We start from the raw sequence: 19658 nt of genomic DNA on the forward strand, positions 1-19658 counted from the left end.
GTCGTGGACGAGGCTCGGCACGGTGACGAGAGCGGTGGCCGCGGCGGCGATCCCGACGACCACCGTCCGGGTGCGCACCCGGCGGCGCTTCCGCGGCACGACGACGTCATCGTCCTCGGGTTCGGGTACGACGGGATCTGCTTGCGGCGCAAGCATCTCGGTGAGCTGCCGGACCACGACACCGATGGTCGACGGGCGGTCGGCGGGGTCCTCGGCGAGCAGGCGCCGCACCAGCGTCACCAGCTCGGCCGGCCCTTCCGGCTCCCCACGCCCCGGCGGGAAGCCGGTCAGCGCGAGGTGCAGCACGGCACCGATCCCGTACAGGTCGGACCGCTCGTCCATCGTGCCGTCACGCCGCGTTTCCGGTGCGGTGTAGGCGGTCGCGGCCGACGGGAAAGCCCGGCGCAACACCGTGCCGAAGTCCGCCACCACCGGCGCGCCGGAGGGGTGGAACAACACGTTGTGCGGCGTCAGTCCACCGTGGACGACACCGACGCCGTGCGCCGCAGCGACGGCCGTGGCCACCGCGTGACCGACCGCCAGCGCGTCGGGCAGCAGCAGCGCGCCGCTGTCCTCCACCAGTCCCGCCAGCGAGGCCGAGCACAGCTCCATCTGCAACGCCAGCGCGTCGTCTCCCAGCCGCATCACCTCGTCGACCGGCAGGATCGGCGCCTCGCCGCGCAACGGGGCCAGCGCCGCCTGCTCGCGTTCGAACGGGCCGAGCACCTCCTCGCCCACCGGCGGGTAGGCCTTGAGCGCCAGGTAGAGACCGCCGTAGACCGTCGCCACGGGACCCGTGCCGATGAGGTCGAAGTCGTCCCCGCCGGTCACCGCGCGTCCTGCCCCACCACGCGGGCGGCCTTGCGCGACGCCGCCGCGGCCTCGACGGGCCGGCCGGCGAGGGTCAGCACCTCGACCAGGCGCAGCCACGTGCGTTCCCGCTCCGGGTCCTCCGCGGTGAGCGCTTGGAGCAGCGCCACCGAACCGGCGGTGTGGTCCAGCGCCACCAACGCGTCCACGAGCAGGTCCAGCGCCGTCCACCGCAACCGCGTCAGCCTGTCCGCCTCGGCCCGGCTGTGGTAGGTGTCCAGCCGCGCGAACGGCGTGCCCCGCCACAGGTCGGCCGCGGCGCGGAAACAGCGGGCCGCGGTCTCCGGATCGGTGGGCAGCAACGCGCGCCCGTCGCGGACCAGTTGCCCGAACACGACGCTGTCCAGCTCTCCCTCGCCGATGCCGATCCGGTACCTGCCGCCCATGCTCTCGATCCGCGCCGACGTCTCGCCGAACAGCGGGATCAGCCGGCACAGGTCGTGCACGACCGGCCACAGCTCCCTGGCCGGGACCGCGGAGGTCCGGTCCGGCCACACCGCCTCGGCGAGGCTCTCGGCACTGACCCAGGCGTTGGGGCGCAACAACAACGCGGTCAGCAGATCCTCCGGCGCCCCAGCGGGGATGTCGGCCGCGCGGCCGTCCACGTGCACGACCTCGAGCGGTCCCAGTACGCGGAAGAGCATGGTCGTCACCTCCGTCACCTCTCTGCGAGCGACGGTAGGAGCGGGGTGTCCAGGAGCGGTTCATCCGCGTTGCACCCGCTTTGTACTGGCGGCTGTGACCGTCCTGGCCAGGCAACCGGCGAAACGAGGGGTCATGGACGAGTCGGGCAACGGCAGCAACCTGAAGCGGGCGGCGCTGTACGGCGCCGCCGGACTGATGACGGCCGCGATCGGCGCGTCGGCGATCACCGTTCTCGCGGCGGGGGAGGAGAAACCGGAGCAGAAACCGGCGGCGCAGTCGGCGCCCGTCACGCCGAAGCCGGCGGAACAGCCCACGCCCGCCGCACCGAAACCGGCAGAACAGCCCGCGCCGCCCCTGGCGCCGAAGCCGGTCCCCGTCCCCCAGACGGAGGCAGCACCCGAAGCGCCGCCCGCGCCGGAGGCACCTCCCGTTCTGGAAGCACCGCCCGCTCCGCAGATCGAGCGACCGGCCCCGCAACCCGTCGCCCCACAGCCCGTCGCTCCACCCGTGGTGCGGCAGGTGGTGCACGTGCCGGCGCCGAAACTGGTGGAGCACAAGCCGGTCCTGCTCGAGGTCAAGGTCGAGAAGCCACCGGCGCCGCCCGTCAAGAAGCCCTCGCCGACCGACGAGGCGCTGAAGAAGGCGAAGTCCGACGCGACCGAGGCGAAGAAGAAGGTCGAGCACGCCGAGAAGCAGCTGGCCGTGGCGAAGAAGGACTACGAGAAGAAGAAGGGCGAGGTCAAGAAGATCCAGCACCAGAAGAAGGAGGAGAAGAAGCAGAAGCCCCAGCCGCGGGTCGACCCCGTGCGGACCGTGAAGACCTCGTCCGACATGGACAAGCGGCTGAAGGCGCACACCGGCAAGCACAAGCCCGGCAAGAAGGTGACCATCACCGTGTCGTCCTCGGCGCACAGCCGGTGAGTGGTGCGGCCACAAGCATTCATCATCTGCCGCAGACCGGTGCCGGCAGCACGCCTGCCAGGACCTCCTGCTCCCCGCGAGGACCGACACTCCTGTCGACGACCTCGCACAAGTGATCCATGACCTGGTCTTCGTCCAGGTTCCACCGCCGTAGCGTCCTGTCCTCGCCCACCGGGGTGGCGGCTACGGCGACAACGCGAGCTTCCACCAGGAACTGTTCTGCGATCTCGAGCAAGGCGCGGACAAGTTCGCTGAGGTGACCGCGACACTCGTCGCCCAGTTCGACAGCATCGCCCCCCGGCACGGAGTCGGACGCGGTGAGGCGGCTGGCCGCCACCTCTCGCGGTGCCGCTCACGGCCTGCCCGCCGGAAGCACCCCCATGTCCGCGAACAGCTCGTCCGCGGACTTCAGGTGTTCTCGTGCGGCTTCAGTGCGTCCCAACGCCTTCTCCGCCTTGCCGAGGCCGTCGAGCGCACGTGCCTCCGCGATGCGGTAGCCGACGGACGACGCCACCTCGTACGCGCTCGCGTAGTGGGTCATGGCCTCGGAATGCCTGTTCTGCGACAGGCGCAGCCTGCCGATGATGTTGTCGATCTCCACCTGGCGCGTGATGGCCCAATGGCTGCGGTGGTGCCGCAGCGCCGTATCGGCGAAGTGGCGCGCCAGTTCGTCCTGACCGAGCTGGCGGTGTGCCAGGGCGGAGAGCGCGAACACGAGCGCGGCGTTCCCCGCCGGTGCGCCGAACTCCTCGATCAGCTCCCTCGCCCGGTTCAGGTGCCGGCTGGCCTCCCCGCCGGAGTGCAGGCCGAGATGAGCCTGTGCCAGGCTGGCACGGGCGATGATCTGCTGGCTGTGGATGTGGACCTCGTCGCTCAGGGCCACCGCGCGGTGCGCGGCCTCGACGGCCTCCGGGAAACGCCCCCACTCCTCGTACAGCGAACTGAGGTTCACCAGGCTTTCGGCTTCCGCCCTGCTCACCCCCAGTTCCCTCTTGATGCGGATGGACTCCTGGAACATGTGCAGCGCCTCGCCGAACCGCCCGGTGTAGGCGGTGAGCAGCCCCAGCATCCCGATGCCCTTGGCGTAGCCTCGCTTGTCCTCCAGGCTCTGCGCGATCTCGAGCGCCTCGGAGGCCGCGCGGATGCCCGCCTCGAACCTGCCGAGCTTCCAGTTCGCGACGGCGGAGTTCGACAGGCTCAGGTGGAGCAGCTCGCGGTCCCCGAGCCTGCGGGAGGACAGCACGGAGAGCTGGGTGATCTCGGCGAACTCCGTGTAGAGGCCGACGGCGTCGAGCTGGAACACCACGTTGCGGGTGAGGTGCGCCGCGTGCCGGTCGAACCCCTTCTCCTGGGCCAGCACGGCCGCTGCCTCGAGGGTCGTGCGCTCCCTCGCCAGCCACGCGCGTGCCTTCTCGCGATCGGCCAGCCGGAATGGAATGGCGGGAGGGTCCGTCAGACCGGTGGGAAGGCGCACCCGACCGTTGAAGAGGAGGTCGCACACGTAGTCGCTGGTGTGCATCAGGTAGTCGAGAAGTCTCTTCAGAGCGTCGAGCGCATCGGCCGCGTCGGAGTGGTCGGACTCCTTGAGCGTCCGGCGCACGAAGCTGCGCACCAGGTCGTGGAACGCGTAGTAGCCGAACTCGTGCTGCTGCAACAGGTGCCAGTCCAACAGGACTTCGAGGGTCCTCTCGGCGTCCTCTTCCGAGCACCCGAAGAGCGCGGCCGCCGAGCTGACATCGATGTCACGGCCGGGGTGAAGGCCGAGCAGGCGGAAGGAAGCCCGGTGATGGGCGTCGAGACCCTCGTAGGAGATCTTGAGCGTCAGTTCCACCCCGCGCTCGTCCGATCTCAGCTCGTCGAGCAGCCGCGACTCGTCGCTCATCCGGTCGACCAGGTAGGAGATCGACCACCGCGGCCGGTTCGCCAGCCTGCTCAGCGCGATCCGCAGGGCCAGGGGCAGGTGGCCGCAGAGCTTGACCAGGTCCTCCACGGCCTCCGGTTCCGCCGCGGTGCGCTCGTCGCTCAGCACCGTGGTGGCCATGGCCCTGCTGTCCTCGCTGTTCATCGTGCCGAGCGAGGTCCAGTGCGCGCCGTCGAGGTCGATCAGCCGGGTGCGGCTGGTGATGAGCACCAGGCACCGCGGGTTGGGTGGCAGCAGAGGACGCACCTGGGCGACGTCCGACACGTTGTCCAGCAACAGCAGCACGCTCAGATCGGCGACCGTCGCGCGCCAGTACTCGACGCGTGCCGCTGGCTCGTCCGGCAGGTTGCCGGCCGGCACGCCCAGCATCCGCAGCAGTGCCTCCGCGGCGGTGGCCGCGGACATCGGCTGCTCGGCCGGGGTGAAGCCGCGCATGTCGAGGTACAACTGCGCGTCGGGGTAGTGGTCGGACACCGTGTACGCCGTCCGCACGGCCAGCGAGGTCTTGCCGGAGCCGCCCATCCCGTCGATCGCGAGGACGCGGGGACCTCTGGTCGGCGGGCCGTCGACCTGCTGCCGGAGCGACTCCAGTTCCTGCTGGCGCCCTATGAAGTCGGTGAGGTCGTTGGGCAGGGACCGGGCTCGCCGTGGCACTTCCGGTTCTGCTCGCGGCTGCGCGGGGCGTGGCGGCGCCGACTCGGCAGCGGGCAGGACGAGAGCGGGGTCGTTGCGCAGGATCCCCTCGTGCAGCGCGGTGAGCTCGGTTCCGGGATCGATGCCCAGCTCCTCGGACAGCAGAGAACGAACCCGGCCGAACTCCTCCAGTGCGTCGGCCTGCCTGCCGGACCGGAACAGCGCGAGCATGAGTTGTCCCCGCAGCCGCTCCCGCATCGGGTGGGCCGCCACGTGCGCGCGCAGCTCGCCCACCAGATCGGCGCTCTCGCCGCGAGCCAGGCGCAGGTCGATCAACTGCTCGACCGCCGCCGTCCGCCTCTCCGCCAGGGCCTCGCCCGCGCTCCTGATCAGGTGCCCGCCCTCGCCCGAGAGCACGGGACCCCGCCACAGGCCGAGTGCCCGGTCGAGGTGCTTCACCGCGGCTTCCTCGTCGTGGTCGGCGATCGCGGTCCTGGCGTCCGCCAGGTGCGCGGAGAACTCCTTGACGTCGCACTGGTCCGTGCCGAGAACCGCTCGGTAGCCCGCCGTCTCGGTGACGAGGACCCGTGCGCCGCCGGGGATGAGCTGCCGCAGCCGGGCCACCGCCTTGCGCACCTGGTGGGCGGCCGTCGCGGGGGAGGAGTCGTCCCACACCGCGTCGACGAGTTGGGAGATGCTCAGCACCTGTCCGGCTTCCAGGGCGAGTGCCGCCAGCACTCGTTCCTGGACGAGGCCCCCGAGCCGGACGCGTGTGTCGCCGGCCCAGCACTCCATCGCCCCCAGGACGTTGACGCGGAGCCGGGGTTCCTGATTCACTTCGGTGATCATCCGCTTCACCACCGGCTTTCTGCACGAAGACCCGCGGCGGGCCGATGCCGGGTGGCCCGGCCCGGCTCCACTGGTGCTCCCGATGGAAGTCGAACGCCGGCGTGCCGGCGAATCTTCCCAAGTGCGTCCTGCCCCTGCCTGGCAACGAGATCGTCCTGGGTGGCCCGCCGCGACGGCGCCCGGTCACCCGCGGTCGGCGGCACCGCCCACTTCGGGCCGCACGGGCGCTGTCCGCGCGGAGTCCTGGGGCCGGAGATCTGCCGCTCGCTCTCGCCTGTGGCGGCTTCGTTTCCTTGTCGTGGCGGCACTTGTTCTCGCATCCGGGCATGTCCGAGACCTCGTTGCCGGAGCGTCGCGTCTCGTGGGTTGGTTCAGGAGTGCGTGACCCGCGTGTTCGTGTCGTGGTCTGCCATCACGCCACGCGGTACAGGTGGCCGATCGTTCGCTTCGACGGGGACGTCCTTCGCGGGCGTGAGCCGACCTGCCGGGCCGGTCAGCTCGACTACTCGACCAAAGTACCTCAAAATTTCAGGCGGGCTTCCAATCGAGACGCTGCTAAACAGTGTTTCCCCAATCCGAGAAGACGCGGATCCCAGTCATCGCGATCGACTTCCTCTCGCGGTGGCGGAAGTTGTTGTGACAATTGTGAACAGAGTGATCAGGTCGACACCAGACCTTTGGATCGGACGTGTCCCTCGCGCGGTTTAATCCATTGGAACTAATCGCCTGATTCGCTTGTGCGGCAACCGGAGTACGCCTTTCGGAGTCATCTTCGCGGGTGGAATGGCCCTCCGTGGAGTGGGATCCCGGTGCGGTCGCCGCGAAATCGTGACTTTCAGCTATTGACAGCCGCGAGGATGTTTGGTATTAGCACTTTCCTGGTTGGCGGGACGACGGGGGCCCGTTGGGGAACCGTAACCAGGAGCGTCAGTGCGGTGACAGGCGTGGATCAGGGAAGTCGGCATGATTTTCCGTGTGAGCCGCCGGGGCTTGGTGCTCACCCGGCTCGATGGCGCCGCACTTGTACCGGTTCGATTGCCCGGCCACTTCCCGCCCGGTCATGACAGCAGAGGCGACGGATTCTTTCGGAAAAGGGAGGTGGCTCATGGTGATGGTGGAGGCGCCCGTCACCACCGTGAGCGGTGATCCAACGGATAGGGCCATACCCAAACGATTGATGCTCCGGGGCGCTTGCGATTCTTTGTGTTTTCGGGCCGTCGGACAGCACGCTGACGCTGAGCGAGCTCTCGCAACGCGCGAACCTCTCCACAGCCACGGCTCACCGGCTGGTCGCCGAACTCGTGCAATGGGGTCTCCTCGAACGCAGCGGCCGCGATCTCAGGCTCGGGGAGCGGCTCTCGGTGCTGGGTTCCCGGGTCTTCCGGCACGGGGTTCTGCGCGACGCGGCTCTGCCCCTGCTGGTCCGCGCCGCCGGTGCGACCGGAGGAAGCGCTCACCTCGTCCACGACGGCAGGGGAGTGGTCCGACTCGACCGGATCGGCTCGCTGGGCGCGGGGGAACCGGTGCCGGGAGAGAGGAGCAGGGAACGGATCGCCGCGCACGCGGCCAGAGCGGCGGTCGCACTGGGCGATTCCGTGACCGGCGGAGGAGAGCCCGAACGCGGGCGGGCCGGTGCCGTCGACCAGCGCGCCGCGCATGTACCGGGGCACGAACCGCTGTTGCGTGGAACAGATGCTGACCACTCGTGCCAGATGAAGTTCGTGTCGATCGAGGCGATGAGGTTCAGCCCGAAGCCCAGCGAGTCCCTTGTGGACAGATCGATGTACGACCGGTCTACGTCAGCGCCGCCACGTGATCTTGTACCTGTGCTCCGGCAACTCCGTGTTGTCGAAGTGCAGTGACGGGCTGATCCGCGCCACTCCGTCCTGCCGTCCCGCAGCCAGTACGCGCAGATCACCGAAATATCGCTGCCCCTTGTCGAGCCCACGATTGCGAACCACCGCCGTACCTCCCGTCGTCATCGATCCGGATGCCGAGTCCGGCACCCGGACTGCGGAGTTCGAGGCGGTGCGCGGCGCGTTCTCCGAACGAGCCATTGGTAACACCGGGAAAGCGAGGATCGGGTGTCAGCAGGGGATTTCCGGACTCCGGAACGGCTGGTGACGCCGGGGGAACCGTTAGCTCGTGGCCCTCGTGTCCCGCCGGCGGGACAGCGGTTGCCTGCCATCGGTGTTAGTACACCGGTGCGGGAACACCCGCGAACCAGGAAAAGACGCGTTTTGTTTGCGATTCGGGCCCCGGTGCGGAAGTCTGCGGCATTGATGAACGTCACGCGTGGCGGGACGGACCGAGTCGGCGGTCTTCGGAGCCGGGGCGACGCGGTGTTCCATCGCGAGGAATCACGCGCGAGTGCCGGAGCCGGCTCGGGTGAGTCCGGGCCACCGGCTGAACTGTGGAGAAGGCCATGTCACGTTGTCACACGAGTGGCTCAGCGGAGATCCACCGGTGGAAGGCTGTGCCGCGATGACGAGCCACCCCGTGCCGCCGGTGCGCCTGCTGCTGGTCTTCCCCGGTGCGCCGCTCGTGCGGAAGGCGGTGCGGGCAGGGCTGGACGTCCGCGTGGTGCTCGACCGCGAACACGACGTGGGCGCCCTCCCCCTGCCGGAGGACGGCGTGGTCCACGTGGACCGGGCCCAGACACCGGAAACGGCGCGGATCGTCAGGAAGCTGATCGCGGAACTGGGGGCCACCCACGTCCTCGACGGCGAGGGTTTTCCCCTGCGCGTGCCGGTGCCCGACGAACAGCCCGAGGGCGACCTCTTCGGACGGGAACTGGTCCCCGGCTGGAGCCGGGAACCGCAGGAGAGTGAGGCCCACCAGCTGGTCGTCACCACGTTGACCGTCGACGGCATGCACCGGGTCGTCGGGATCACCGAACGCGTCGAGCAGGGGAGCTCGTGGACCTGCGTGTTCCCCGCGACCCTGGAGGAGTCGGCGACGGGGCGGGTGAGGGCAGTCGTCACGAGCATGCTCGACCTCGTCGGTCACGAGTTCGGCCCCGCGCAGACGCGGATCGAGCTGACCGGGGCCGAGCCCAGGGTGGTGCGCTCCCAGCCGTGCTTCTCGATCGACCGGATCTCGGACCTGATCGAGGCCGCGACCGGTTTCGACATCGCCACCGAGTTCTTCCGCGCTCTGTCGGGAGCGGTCCTGCAGCCGCCCGCGCCCCGGTGGTTCGCGGCGGCGCGGTTGTCCCGGCTTCCCCGCCCCGCCGACGGGAACCAGGTGTCGAGCGTGCTCGTGGAAGGTGTTTCGCCGGACGTCGTCCGCGCACGGCTGGCTGAGGCGGAGCTGCCGCCGAGCTGATCGTGCGTGTCCGTTTTGTGTGAGTTCCCTTTTTGTTCCCCCGCCGCGGTATCGAAGGCGGATCTCAGAGGAATCGCCAGTTCACAGGATTGGAGGCAAGCCAAGGACGAGTACGAGGAGAGATCGACATGAGCGACGCGACGCGACCCGGACACCGAATCGTCACCGGCCGTCAGGCCGTCCTGAAGCTGTGGGGCGCGGTGGCCGTGGCGACGCTGATCGCAGTGGCTGGTGCCGGTCAGCTGGACTCCGATGGTGAGGCCCACGGCGTTCACCTCGTCGCGGCGTCCTCGTCCGCGACGTCGTCGGCCATCGCCTCTGGCGCGGCAGACGACTGTTGCTCCGAGGAAGGGCCCAGCTCGGGCACCGGCGGCACCTCGGCCCTCTGATCCTCCTCCGCCGGATCGTTCCTCGAGTCTTCGCGACCAGCACACGCTCCGGACGACTCGGCGACATGTTCGTCATCGCACCAGCCCCGCCCGCTTTCGCGCGGGTGAGCAGGCAGAGGCCCTCCCACCGGATCTGACCGGTGTTCTGCCGAGTGAGCCTCCCATCCCGGACACCGCACCGGCCTGAGGACGTCAAGTCCCGCCATGGCCGTGGTCTCGGCGACCGTCTTTCACCCCTGCGGGCAATCCACGAACGAAAGGGCGAGCACGATGGGTACCTCCTTGCCCCCGCCCGGACCCGGTGACCCGCGAAGTCCGGGAAACGAAGTCGTTCCCGGCGCGCAGCCGGTGGCGCACCGCTCGGGAGAGGCCATCGGTCAGGTGCTCTTCTCACGACTCGGGTTGACGCTGCCGAAGCAGCTCACCTACGACGGGTGGGCCAGAGCAGGCCTTCAGATCGCCCGGATCGCCGATTCGAGCGCGTGGTGCCTGGGCGACTGGCTGGTCTACGGGGAGGAGAAGTACCGCGACCGCGGCCGGTACCGGCACGCCGTAGTCGAGGCCGGCCTCGACTACCAGACGCTGCGCAACTACGCGTGGGTCGCCCGCAGGTTCGCGCTCGACCGCAGGCGAGAGCAACTCAGCTTCCAGCACCACGCCGAAGTGGCCGCGCTGCCCGACGACGAACAGGACCGCTGGCTGGACGAGGCGGAGGCGAACCGCTGGTCCCGCAACCAGTTGCGCACGAGCATCCGGCGGTCGCGGGCGGGCACCTGGGACTCCCGGTCACCCCAGGAGGTGGAGCTGCCCAGGCTGACCGCGCCGCAGAGCCAGGTCCAGTGGTGGCGGGCGGCCGCCGACGAGCACGGTGTGGACTTCGAGAAGTGGATCCTGCTCGCCCTCGACCAGGCCGCGCAGACCACCCTCGGCTCGCCCGGCCCTGGAATGTGAACAAACCTCCGGTAACGACCTGCCCCCGGTGACCGGGTGTGGAGTGGCGCTGCCGACCGCGCCGCCCCGCATCCCTGCACGGCCTCGGAGGCGGGAGTGGCCGCACAACCGCTCCGGCCCTTCCCAGACGAATCAGCTCGCCCGCACCTCGCGGGCTCAGGGCGTGCGGTGAACCGACCACCGCGAGGCGACCGGTTCGCCGTGGGCTCGAGCACTGTGCGGGCCGCCGGCCTGTGCGAGCCTCCTCCCGTCCCGGCGCGGCCGGCGGACCGCAAGAACGCGGGGGCGTGGCTGCCGCGGGAGCGGGCGACGTCGTCTTCGAGCTCGACACCATCGGTCCGTACACGGAGTTCGCCGAGATCACCCGGCTGTCCGTGCTGTCCTCCCGCAGGCTCGGGGACCGCGAGCTGCTGCACCTGAGCCTGGCCAACTCGGCCGTGGCCAACTGGAAGCCCGGCCGTGTCGAGGCCGGGATGCCGGCCGCGTCCGAGGCGCTGGACATCGCCCGCGACCTGGAGGACGAGCGGGGCTTCGCGAAGGGCATCGGGATGCCGGGGCTGTTCGCCGCGCACACCGGGCGGTGGACAGCGATTTCCACCTCCACGGGCAGCAGATCATCGCCTGCGTAAGTCTGGCGCAGGCGCACCTCGGCCTGCACGCCTACGAGGAGGTCGACGAGCAGCTGGGCGTCGCCAGGGCACTGGCCGAGGAGTTCGGGACGCCCGCAGGCAACGGTGCGCTGGTGTTCGCGCTCTCCGCCCTGACCCACCACCGGAGCGCGTACGAGGTGGCGTCGGCCATCGGCTACTGCCTCGCAGAGATCCGCGCGCTCGTCGGCCTCGGCGAGGCCGAGAAAGCCCTGGGGAACACCGAAGCCGCGCGGGAACACCTGCGGCGCGCGGACGAGCGTCTCGCGGACGTGGGTGTACCGCCGGAGGCTCGCGAGTGAGGAGTGTGCGACTCCTCCGTTCACCGGAACGAAGTCGTGGTCCGACAAGGGATCGCGCTGCCTTCCCCGGTGTTGCGGAAGAACGGGCGCGCAGTCCGCTGAACGGGACGGACCCAGGGGCGCGGTCCGTCCCGCGGGCGCGTCGAAGTCCTTCCACACCAGCGTTTCCAGCGCGGCGGAGGCTCCACGTCCGGGCAGGCCGCGACCTTCCCGCCGGGAGACCGGCGGGGCTTTCCGGCGGTGACGTGCTTGTCCCGCAACGATTCCGGCGGTGAGGGGTTCCGCCGAGGGCGGGACGATCACCCGTCCCGGTCCGCGAGGTCGGTACCCGCGCCGGTGTGGAACTTCTCCCCGAGAGCGGCCTGGGCCGCGCTGTCCAGTGCCCACGGAATCCACTTCTCGAGGTCGATGCCGTCCTGCTCGGCCGCCGCCCGCCACCGCCGGACCTGCACCTCCGGCGCGGTCACCCTGGGCAGCACCACGTCCGCGGGCGGCCGGAGGACGTCGGCGCCGATCCGCGACCGCCGCACCTGTTGGCGCAACTGGTTGCGGGACCAGTGGTTCCGCTCCGCCTCGTCGAGCCAGCGGTCCTGCTCGTCGTCGGGGAGCGACGCCACCTCGGCGTGGTGCTGGAAGCTGAGCCGCTCACGGCGGCGGGACAACTCGAACCTGCGGGCGATCCAGGCGTAGTTGCGCAGCGTCTGGTATTCCAGCCCGGCCTCGACGATGGCGTGCTGGTACCGGTTGCGGTACTCCCGCTGCCCGCAGATCAGCCAGTCACCGAGGCACCAGGCGCTCGAGTCGGCGATCCGGGCGATCTGGAGTCCCGCTCTCGCCCAGCTCTCGTAGGTCAGCGTCTCCGGGAGTCGCAACCCGACCCGCGAGAAGAGCACCTGCTTCGCGGTGCTTCCGGAGGGGTGCGGCTCCGACCATGCGCGGGGCGTGGTCCTACCGTCGCCCGCCGCGGCTCGCGGGTCACCGGGGGCGTGGCCGGGCTGAGTCAGCTTGGTTCGCATGGTGCTCGACCTTTCGTTCGTGAGATGCCCTGGTGGATGCGCGCGTCGGGCGCTGCCACGGTCTGGACGGGGCGCCACGGGCGGGCCCCGCTGCTTCGATCCGGTTCAGGCCGCGTGCGCCGGAGAGGCCCGTGACCTGAACCCGCTTCGCCACGGGGCGGTCAGCCGCCACCGCACGTGCCTTCGAGGTCGCGACCGCTCCACACGCCGGTCACGTCGGCTTCCGCACGTCGGCGAACCGGTCGTGGACCACGCGTTTCCGCCGGGCACCCGCTCGGAAGACCTCGACACGGGCGGACATCCGTCCATCGGAACACGTCCGGGTAGCCGGCACCGGCCACCGGGGCGAGCGCCGCCATGACCGCCGTGCCCCGCAGCCGCCCGACGGCGCTCTGCCGCACCGTGCTCGTCCGGCCACCGGATCGCGTCACGTCGCCCATGTCCTTCTCTCCCAGCGCTTGGTGCTCGGCTTGACTCCAATCCTGTGAAGTGGCGATTCCTCTGCGTTCCGCGTGCGACACCCGAGTTGGGGAAAGACGAGGGAACTCGCGCAAAACGGACAGGCGTTGCTCAGTCCGACGACGCCCCGGCCGCGTCGAGCCGTGCGCGGACGACCTCCGGCGACACGCCTTCGGCGAACGACGCGCCGCAGTCCCCTCCGCCGGTCCGGGAACCGGGAACGCGGGCGAACCTGGCCCCCGCGAACCACCGCGGCGTCGGCGGTTGCAAGGGCGCTCCCGCCAGGGCCCGGAACAGCTCGGTGGGGAGGTCGAACCCGGTGGCGGCCTCGATCAGGTCCGCGATCCCGTCCACGTCGAAGCGCGGCCGCGACCGCAGGACACGGGGTTGCGGATCGGTCAGCGCGACCCTCATCTGCGCGGGGCCGAACTCGTGTCCGGCCAGGTCGAGCATGCTCGTGACGGCCGCCCTGACCCGCACCGTCCGGAGTTCGGGCAAGCTCGCCGGGAACACGTACGACCGCGCGCCGGCGTCCTCGACGCGCTCGGTGATCCCGACGACGCGGTGCATCCCGTCGACGGTCAGCGTGGTGGCGACCACCTCGCGCACCTCGTCGGTGGAGCGCGGCTCCTCCGCGCACCGCCGACTCGGGACCAGTTCGCGTTCGAAGGGGTCGTCGTCCGGTCCCGCCGTCGGAAGGCGCTCGCGCAGGGGCGAGCCGCCACCGTCGAGCACGTGGCTGACGTGGTGCTCGTCGATCAGCCCGCGGATCACTGCGGCGATCCCGGCCCCGCGGCTCCCGTCCACGCGGACCACGCGGTCTGCGGGCAGCGGGAAGTCCTCGGCGCGCTGCGTCCCGTCGAGCACGACGCGGACGTCCACCCCCGCCCGGACGGCTTTGCGCACGAGCGTCGGACCGGGGAGGACGAGCAGCAGGCGCGCGGGGGGCCAGGAGGGGAAGGACTGCGCCATCACGACACCTCTCCTCGCTCGCAGGTCCCCGCTGATCGACTCGTGTGACAACCTGACATGGTCTTCTCCACAGTTCATCCGGCCGCCCGAACATCCCGGCCGCCACCGGCGATTGCACGTGATTCCCAGTGAGTCGACCCGGTCACCACCTCCGCGGCCGCCCCGAAACCCGCCGGGCGCGCCACCAGCGTCCACCCTCCTGGTGAGCACCCGAAGCGGTGACGGCGCCGAGGACCTTGTCGCCTGCGCAGACTCCAGCAACGGAGCCCTGATCGCGAACATGTCGCGCCGATTCGCCAGGAGTTCACCTGCTCCGACGCGAATCCGTGGAGATTCACCGCGCGCAACGCCCCGGGTGAACGAACCGACGTTCCCGGCACGGGACCGCCATCCCGCCGGCGGGACACCGCTTGCCCGGACGGCTCGACGCCTTCTTCGCCGCCCCTGGGAGAACCAGGCGATGTGACCACGCGGGACATGCGCGCGGCACTCGTCGGCGTGAACCGCGGAACGGCCGTCGTCATTCCTTCGCACATGTCCGAATCGTCCTCCGGTTGCCCAGTGGATCGCGAGGGAAACCCGTCCCGCCAGCGGGACGCCGCCGATTCCACGCGATCTTGCCGCTTTCGACGGGAGCCGCTTACGCTCGCCACGGCGCCCTGGACACCGGTTCGGATGAAGAACGTGCATTCCGGTGGCGACCATCGGTTCACCAACCACCGTCCGACGCACTCCGCGTCCGGTATCCCGGTTCATTGCAGCCCAACGACATCCGAGGTGTGCCGTCCCACCGGACGGCGAGGCCGCGGAGCCGATCGCAGTCGAAAGAGGACCATGAACGACATCCAGCGCCTTGTCCGACGACAGGAGCACCACGGCGACGCGGACTCGCCGCGGTTCGCGGTCCTCGGACCGGTGCGGGCGGTGCGCGGTGGCCGGACGCTCACCGCGAGTTCCCTGGAGCACCAGGCCTTCCTGGCCGCGCTGCTCCTCCGCTCGGGACGCACGAGCGAGCTGTCCGAACTGGTGCACGCGCTGTGGGGCGAGAACCCGCCCGACACAGCGGTTCCCGCGGTGCGCACCCACGCGTGGTGGTGGCGCAGGGTGCTGGAGCCGAACGAGCAGGCGCCCCGCGTGCTGCTGTCGGTCGGTGACGGCTACCGGGTGGTCGTCCCCGACCTGGGGCTGGACCTGGACGTCGCCGAAGACCTCGCGCGCCGGGCCCAGCTGGCCGCGGTCGGCGGCGGGCTGGAGATCGCGGACGGGCTGCTGGCCGAAGCCCTCTCGCTGTGGCAGGGGGACCCGCTGTCCGGCCTGCCGGGTCCGTTCGCCGAACAGCAGCGGATCCGCCTCGGGGGGCTGAGGCATGCGTGGACGGAGCTGCGGCTCCGCATCGCGCTCGCCCTGGGGCGCCACGCCGCGGTCCTCCCCGCGCTGACGCTGCTGGCGGCGGAGCAGCCGTCGCGCGAGCACGTTCACGAACTGCTCATGCGGGCGCTGCACGCCGCCGGGCGCCGGACCGAGGCACTGGCCGTGTTCACCAGGCTGGTCGAGGAGCAGGGCATCGAGCCGGGGCAGCCGCTGAAGTCCCTGCACCACAAGATTGTGGAGGGCGACCCGCCCGGTCCGGGGGTGAACGCTTTCCGGTCCGAGGTCCGGCTCGCCCCCGCGGTCCCGGTGCCACGGCAACTGCCCCTGGGAACGGGGACGGCACCGGCCGCCAAGGAGACATCGCCACCGAGGCGCGCGCTCTGATCGCGCCCGAGTGACCCCCTCGCCGCGGTCGCTCCGTGGTCAGTGTCCGACACCTGTGGTGAACGCAAGAGCCAGACGGGAAAGAGAGCTGGGACTCCGTGAAGAACACGCTGCGGAAATCTGTCCGGGAATCGGTGACCGGGGGAGGCGCTCGGAAGCACGGCGCGCAACAACTCCTCGGAGGACGCGCGGCAACCGGACCCTCGTCGTACGACCACGCGATGGGAGGCCCGTGGCAGCGGCCGGTGTCGGCGCCGTCGGAGGGACCCGGTGAGGCAGCGTCGTTCGCCGACCTGCTGAAGGGGCATCGAGGTCGGTCCGGGCTGACCCAGCAGCAACTGGCGGACTTCGCGACGTTGAGCGTCCGGGCGGTCCGGGACCTGGAGAGCGGACGGGTCCGGCGGCCCCGGCGGGAGAGCGTGCGACTGCTGGCCGACGCGTTGCGGCTGGGCGATCCCGAGCGCCTGCACCTGCTCGCCGCCAGTGGCAGCCCGGCCGACCTGCGGGCCGCCCCGCCCGCGCCGTCCGCTCCGCCCGTCCTGCCCGAGCCGCCTGCTCCACCCGGCGCGTTGGTGGGCCGGGACGTGGAGTTGCAGGTCCTGCTCGACCAGGTGACCGTGCACGGCCACCGCCTGGTGAGCGTGGTCGGCATCGGCGGTATCGGGAAAACGCACCTCGTGCTCGAGGCGGCCCGAGTGCTGCGTGCCGCGGGGTGGCAGGTGGGGTGGTACTCCTCGGTCGAGGATTTCCCTTGCTGCGGCGTGGTTCCCGCGGCCGGCGGGTCGCCGCTGGGTGCCGCCGACCTGACCGACGACCTCGCTGAGGCGATCGGGGAGAGGCGTGAACTGCTGGTGCTCGACGGCGGCGACGCTCCGGTTGCCGGCGGGGTGGACGTGAGCGAGCTGCTTCGGCGTTGTCCGGGGCTGCACGTCGTGGTGACCGGTCTGACGCCGCGACACCTGCCGGGTGAGCGCGTGCTGCCGCTCACCGCGCTGGCCGTGCCGGAGGAGGTGCGGGACCACGACCACGTCGACTGCGCCCGGTTGAGCGAGGTCGAGTCCGTGGCGTTGTTCCTGTCCCACATGCGTCGGTCCCGGCCGGGGTTCCGGCTTCGGGAGGACAACGCGCACGCCGTGGTCCGGTTGTGCCGCTGGCTCGACGGTGTGCCGAGAGCGCTCGAGCACGCGGCCGCCTGGTGCCTGCTGTACCCGCCCGAGGTCCTGCTGGCTCAGGTCGGTCGGGACTCCTTCCTCCTCGCCTCCCCGACGGGCTGCGACCACCGGAACGTGCTGCGGTCCCTGGCACGCAGCGTCGACGTCGTGGCCGAGGGCCATCGTCGTGCGCTGCTCGCGGTCGCCGACCGTCCTCATTGGACGGTCGAGGACCTGGGTCACCTGGTGCCGGACCCGGCTGCCGCCCTGCACGCCCTGCTGCTCCACGGCCTGGTGCGGCCCGCGGACGCCCGCGTGCCGGAGCGGTTCACGGCGCTGCACCTCGTGCGGCTCCTGTCCGAGCGGGACCGAACCCCGACGAGGGTGGCCCGGGCCGGCTGAGCACCGCCGCCGAATCCGCGTGACGGGGTCCGGCCGTGGCCCCGTCACGTCCGGCACCGTCGATCCTCACCACCCCCGATCTGAGGCGGCCGAGCGGTCGCGACCGGCGACGAGCGCTTCGAGGAGCGGAGCGGGCGCGCCCATGAAGTCGTAGTGGCCACCCTCGATGACGTGGAACTCGACCGAGTCGCTGTAGCGGCGCCAACCTTGGAGGTCCGCCAGGCTCACGTCGGTGTCCTGGCTCCAGTGCAGGACGGTGACGGGGCAGTCGAGCCGGACGGGTTCGGTGCGTCGGTAGGCCGTGGCGGCGGCGCGGTCGCGCAGTAGCACGGCCATGCCCATGTCGATCATGTCGGGTCGGGGGTCGAGGCCCCGGCCGAGCAGGAACGCGACGAGTTCGGCGCGCAGGTCGTCCTCGCTCATGGTGAGCATCTGGTCGTGGGCGGCCTCGTGCGGAGCGGGTTGGCCGGACACGAACAGCCGCTGGGGAGTGGGCAGGCCTGCGGCGGCCAGGCGCAGCGCGGTTTCGTAGGCGGGCAGGGCGCCCGCGCAGTGCCCGAAGAACGCGAACGGTGTGTCGAGCAGCGGGGTGAGAGCCTCGACGAGCTGGTCGGCGAGGTTCTCGTAGCTGTCGTAGTGGGGGTGGGCGAGGCGGTTCTCGCGGCCGGGGAACTGCACCGGGCAGATCTCGGCGTCACCGGCGGTGGCGGGCCAGGCGCTGAACGCGGAGGCGCCCGAGCCGGAGAAGGGAAAGCAGAACAGGCGGGCGGCGGGCGGACCGGCCGCGGGGGGCCGGACGAACCACGGCGAGGCGAGGGTGGGGCTGGACGTCATGGGGTGAGCCGTTTCTGGGCGGTGAGGGGAAGGTGGGTCATGCCGGCGATGAAGTAGGAGCGCAGGTGCTCCGGGTCGCCCGCCAAAGCCAGGGAGTCGAAGCGGTGCAGGAGTTCCTCGAAGAAGACGCGCAGGGTCAGGCGGGCCAGCGGGGCGCCGATGCAGAAGTGCGGGCCGAACCCGAAGGCGACGTGCCGCTTGGCGTTGGCGCGGGTGATGTCGAAGGTGTGCGGGGCGTCGAACTGGGTGATGTCCCGGTTGGCCGAGCCGATCCACGCGACGACCGCCGCGCGCGCCGGGATGACGCCGTCCGCCACGGGCACGTCGCTCACGGCGTAGCGCATGAAGTTGCACGCGGCCGAGGTCCAGCGCAGCCCTTCCTCGACCAGGTTGGGGATCAGGGTGGGGTCGGCCTGAGCCTTGTCGAACTGCTCGGGCCGCTCGATGAGGGCCTGCACGGTGCCGGAGACGGTGTGCGGGGTCGTCACGTTGGCGCCGAGCAGGACGCTGTAGCCGTCGAGGGCGATCTCCTGGTCGCTCAGCGCTGCCCCGCCGGGGCGGATGGTCATCAGGTGGTGGAGCAGGCTGTCGTCCTCGGCGCCGGAGCGGCGGCGGTCCCTGACCCACTCGGTGACGTACTCGACGAGCTCGTGGTGGGAGATCGCCAGGGTGGCGGCTTCGCTGCCGAGCTGGAAGTGCGGGTCGGACGGGGCGGTGACCATGGCGGTGAGCTGGACGAGTTCCGCCCAGTCCTTTTCGGGAATGCCCAGCAGCGGGCCGGTGACGAGGGCCGGCAGGAGCAGCGCCCGCTCGGCCAGGTCGAACACCTCGCCGTCCAGCGCCGGTTCCAGGAAGCGGGTCACCGACCGGCGGATGGAGTCCTCCCAGGACTTGACCGCGCGGGCGGTGAGCTTGGCGCCCAGCGGTCTGCGGACCTCGGTGTGCCGGGGCGGGTCGGTGGAGGTGAGCAGCACACCGGCGGCGACGTCGTCCTGGCCGAGGTGGGTGGGCACGGTGCCGCGTTCGGAGGTGAAGTCGCGGTGGTCACCCAGGACGCGGCACACGTCCTCGTAGCGGGTGACCGACCAGAACTCGCGTCCGTCGGGCAGCACCTGGTGCCTCAGGGGCGACCTGTCGCGCATGACGTCCCAGACGGAGTGCGGGTCGCCCGTGCTGTACAGGTCGAGGTCGAACAGGTCGACGGTGTCGAGGTCGATGGCGTGCGCGGGGCCCGGAGTCAGCCTCATGTGCCGGACCTGCCCTGCTCGATCAGCCCGGCGATGCGGGCCGGGGTCTGCGCCAGGTAGAAGTCGCGGACGGAGAGCCGGACGCCGTAGTCGGCCGCCACCCGTTCGATGATCTTGATGCCGGTCAGCGAGTTGCCACCGAGGGCGAAGAACTCGTCCTCGGCCCCGATCTCGGGGCGGTCGAGCAGTTCCCCCCACAGCGCGAGGATCTCGTCCACCAGCGGCACCGGGCCGTCCGAGGGCGTGTCCTGGTGTGGTGCGGTCTCGTCCTGTCCACCTCGGGGGTGGATCACCTGCGGTGCTGTTTCCACGGTCGGTGTTTCCCTTCTCCGCCGAACGGGAGTTCCCGCTCGGTCCTGTTTGCTGT

At 70.8% G+C, this 19658-nt stretch carries 16 protein-coding genes and 2 pseudogenes; 10 read left to right on the forward strand and 8 right to left on the reverse strand.

The window, feature by feature from the left end; all coding sequences use genetic code 11:
• Together ACFWGZ_RS02970 and ACFWGZ_RS02975 are read right to left on the reverse strand one after the other, a co-directional pair.
• Positions 1 to 831 (reverse strand): annotated as a pseudogene (locus tag ACFWGZ_RS02970) (hypothetical protein); the annotation flags it as partial.
• Complete coding sequence (locus ACFWGZ_RS02975; RefSeq protein WP_382449813.1) at positions 828 to 1514, reverse strand: BTAD domain-containing putative transcriptional regulator; 687 nt, start codon at positions 1512 to 1514, stop codon at positions 828 to 830. The gene ACFWGZ_RS02975 and the pseudogene ACFWGZ_RS02970, both read right to left, overlap by 4 nt.
• A gap of 133 nt (positions 1515 to 1647) precedes the next feature.
• On the opposite strand from ACFWGZ_RS02975, the gene ACFWGZ_RS02980 reads away from it, so the two are divergent.
• A complete protein-coding gene (locus ACFWGZ_RS02980; RefSeq protein ID WP_382449761.1) occupies positions 1648 to 2436 on the forward strand; it encodes a hypothetical protein in 789 nt (262 codons plus the stop codon).
• 352 nt (positions 2437 to 2788) lie between these two features.
• Here ACFWGZ_RS02980 and ACFWGZ_RS02985 read toward each other — a convergent pair whose 3' ends face one another.
• Positions 2789 to 5839 carry a BTAD domain-containing putative transcriptional regulator gene (locus ACFWGZ_RS02985; RefSeq protein WP_382449762.1) on the reverse strand — a complete coding sequence of 1017 codons (3051 nt, stop codon included), beginning with the start codon at positions 5837 to 5839 and terminating at the stop codon, positions 2789 to 2791.
• A gap of 1196 nt (positions 5840 to 7035) precedes the next feature.
• Between ACFWGZ_RS02985 and ACFWGZ_RS02990 the strand changes: the two are divergent.
• From ACFWGZ_RS02990 to ACFWGZ_RS03020, 7 genes and pseudogenes are all read left to right on the forward strand, one after another.
• Positions 7036 to 7170: pseudogene (locus ACFWGZ_RS02990) on the forward strand (helix-turn-helix domain-containing protein); the annotation flags it as partial.
• A 30-nt stretch (positions 7171 to 7200) separates the two neighbouring features.
• Positions 7201 to 7701: a hypothetical protein gene (locus ACFWGZ_RS02995; protein ID WP_382449763.1), complete on the forward strand. Its 501-nt coding sequence runs from the start codon at positions 7201 to 7203 to the stop codon at positions 7699 to 7701.
• 622 nt (positions 7702 to 8323) lie between these two features.
• Positions 8324 to 9166, forward strand: coding sequence for a hypothetical protein (locus ACFWGZ_RS03000; protein ID WP_382449764.1), 843 nt, complete (start codon positions 8324 to 8326; stop codon positions 9164 to 9166).
• A 128-nt stretch (positions 9167 to 9294) separates the two neighbouring features.
• Positions 9295 to 9555 carry a hypothetical protein gene (locus ACFWGZ_RS03005; protein WP_382449765.1) on the forward strand — a complete coding sequence of 87 codons (261 nt, stop codon included), beginning with the start codon at positions 9295 to 9297 and terminating at the stop codon, positions 9553 to 9555.
• A 381-nt stretch (positions 9556 to 9936) separates the two neighbouring features.
• On the forward strand, positions 9937 to 10506 hold the full coding sequence (locus ACFWGZ_RS03010) for an LmbU family transcriptional regulator (RefSeq protein WP_382449766.1): 570 nt from the start codon (positions 9937 to 9939) through the stop codon (positions 10504 to 10506).
• A gap of 287 nt (positions 10507 to 10793) precedes the next feature.
• Positions 10794 to 11135 (forward strand): hypothetical protein, encoded by a 342-nt coding sequence (locus ACFWGZ_RS03015; RefSeq protein ID WP_382449767.1) that lies wholly within the window; start codon positions 10794 to 10796, stop codon positions 11133 to 11135.
• On the forward strand, positions 11087 to 11455 hold the full coding sequence (locus ACFWGZ_RS03020; RefSeq protein WP_382449768.1) for a hypothetical protein: 369 nt from the start codon (positions 11087 to 11089) through the stop codon (positions 11453 to 11455). The genes ACFWGZ_RS03015 and ACFWGZ_RS03020 overlap by 49 nt, the downstream gene beginning before the upstream one ends.
• Before the next feature lie 299 nt (positions 11456 to 11754).
• On the opposite strand, the gene ACFWGZ_RS03025 is transcribed toward ACFWGZ_RS03020, so the two are convergent.
• Positions 11755 to 12471, reverse strand: coding sequence for an LmbU family transcriptional regulator (locus ACFWGZ_RS03025; protein WP_382449769.1), 717 nt, complete (start codon positions 12469 to 12471; stop codon positions 11755 to 11757).
• 570 nt (positions 12472 to 13041) lie between these two features.
• Positions 13042 to 13902: a hypothetical protein gene (locus tag ACFWGZ_RS03030; RefSeq protein ID WP_382449770.1), complete on the reverse strand. Its 861-nt coding sequence runs from the start codon at positions 13900 to 13902 to the stop codon at positions 13042 to 13044.
• 834 nt (positions 13903 to 14736) lie between these two features.
• On the opposite strand from ACFWGZ_RS03030, the gene ACFWGZ_RS03035 reads away from it, so the two are divergent.
• Positions 14737 to 15657 (forward strand): BTAD domain-containing putative transcriptional regulator, encoded by a 921-nt coding sequence (locus ACFWGZ_RS03035; RefSeq protein ID WP_382449771.1) that lies wholly within the window; start codon positions 14737 to 14739, stop codon positions 15655 to 15657.
• A gap of 221 nt (positions 15658 to 15878) precedes the next feature.
• Positions 15879 to 17210: a helix-turn-helix domain-containing protein gene (locus ACFWGZ_RS03040; RefSeq protein WP_382449772.1), complete on the forward strand. Its 1332-nt coding sequence runs from the start codon at positions 15879 to 15881 to the stop codon at positions 17208 to 17210.
• A 66-nt stretch (positions 17211 to 17276) separates the two neighbouring features.
• On the opposite strand, the gene ACFWGZ_RS03045 is transcribed toward ACFWGZ_RS03040, so the two are convergent.
• The 3 genes from ACFWGZ_RS03045 to ACFWGZ_RS03055 are packed head-to-tail and all read right to left on the reverse strand — an operon-like array spanning position 17277 to position 19602.
• Entirely contained in the window at positions 17277 to 18044 is a 768-nt protein-coding gene (locus ACFWGZ_RS03045; protein ID WP_382449773.1) for a thioesterase II family protein, read from the reverse strand.
• Positions 18041 to 19291: a cytochrome P450 gene (locus ACFWGZ_RS03050; protein ID WP_382449774.1), complete on the reverse strand. Its 1251-nt coding sequence runs from the start codon at positions 19289 to 19291 to the stop codon at positions 18041 to 18043. The genes ACFWGZ_RS03045 and ACFWGZ_RS03050 overlap by 4 nt, the downstream gene beginning before the upstream one ends.
• Positions 19288 to 19602 carry a phosphopantetheine-binding protein gene (locus ACFWGZ_RS03055; RefSeq protein ID WP_382449775.1) on the reverse strand — a complete coding sequence of 105 codons (315 nt, stop codon included), beginning with the start codon at positions 19600 to 19602 and terminating at the stop codon, positions 19288 to 19290. Before ACFWGZ_RS03055 ends, ACFWGZ_RS03050 begins: the two co-directional genes overlap by 4 nt.
• Between the last annotated feature and the right edge of the window lie 56 nt (positions 19603 to 19658).

The sequence above is a fragment of the Lentzea sp. NPDC060358 genome (genome assembly GCF_042725365.1).
GTDB lineage: Bacteria > Actinomycetota > Actinomycetes > Mycobacteriales > Pseudonocardiaceae > Lentzea.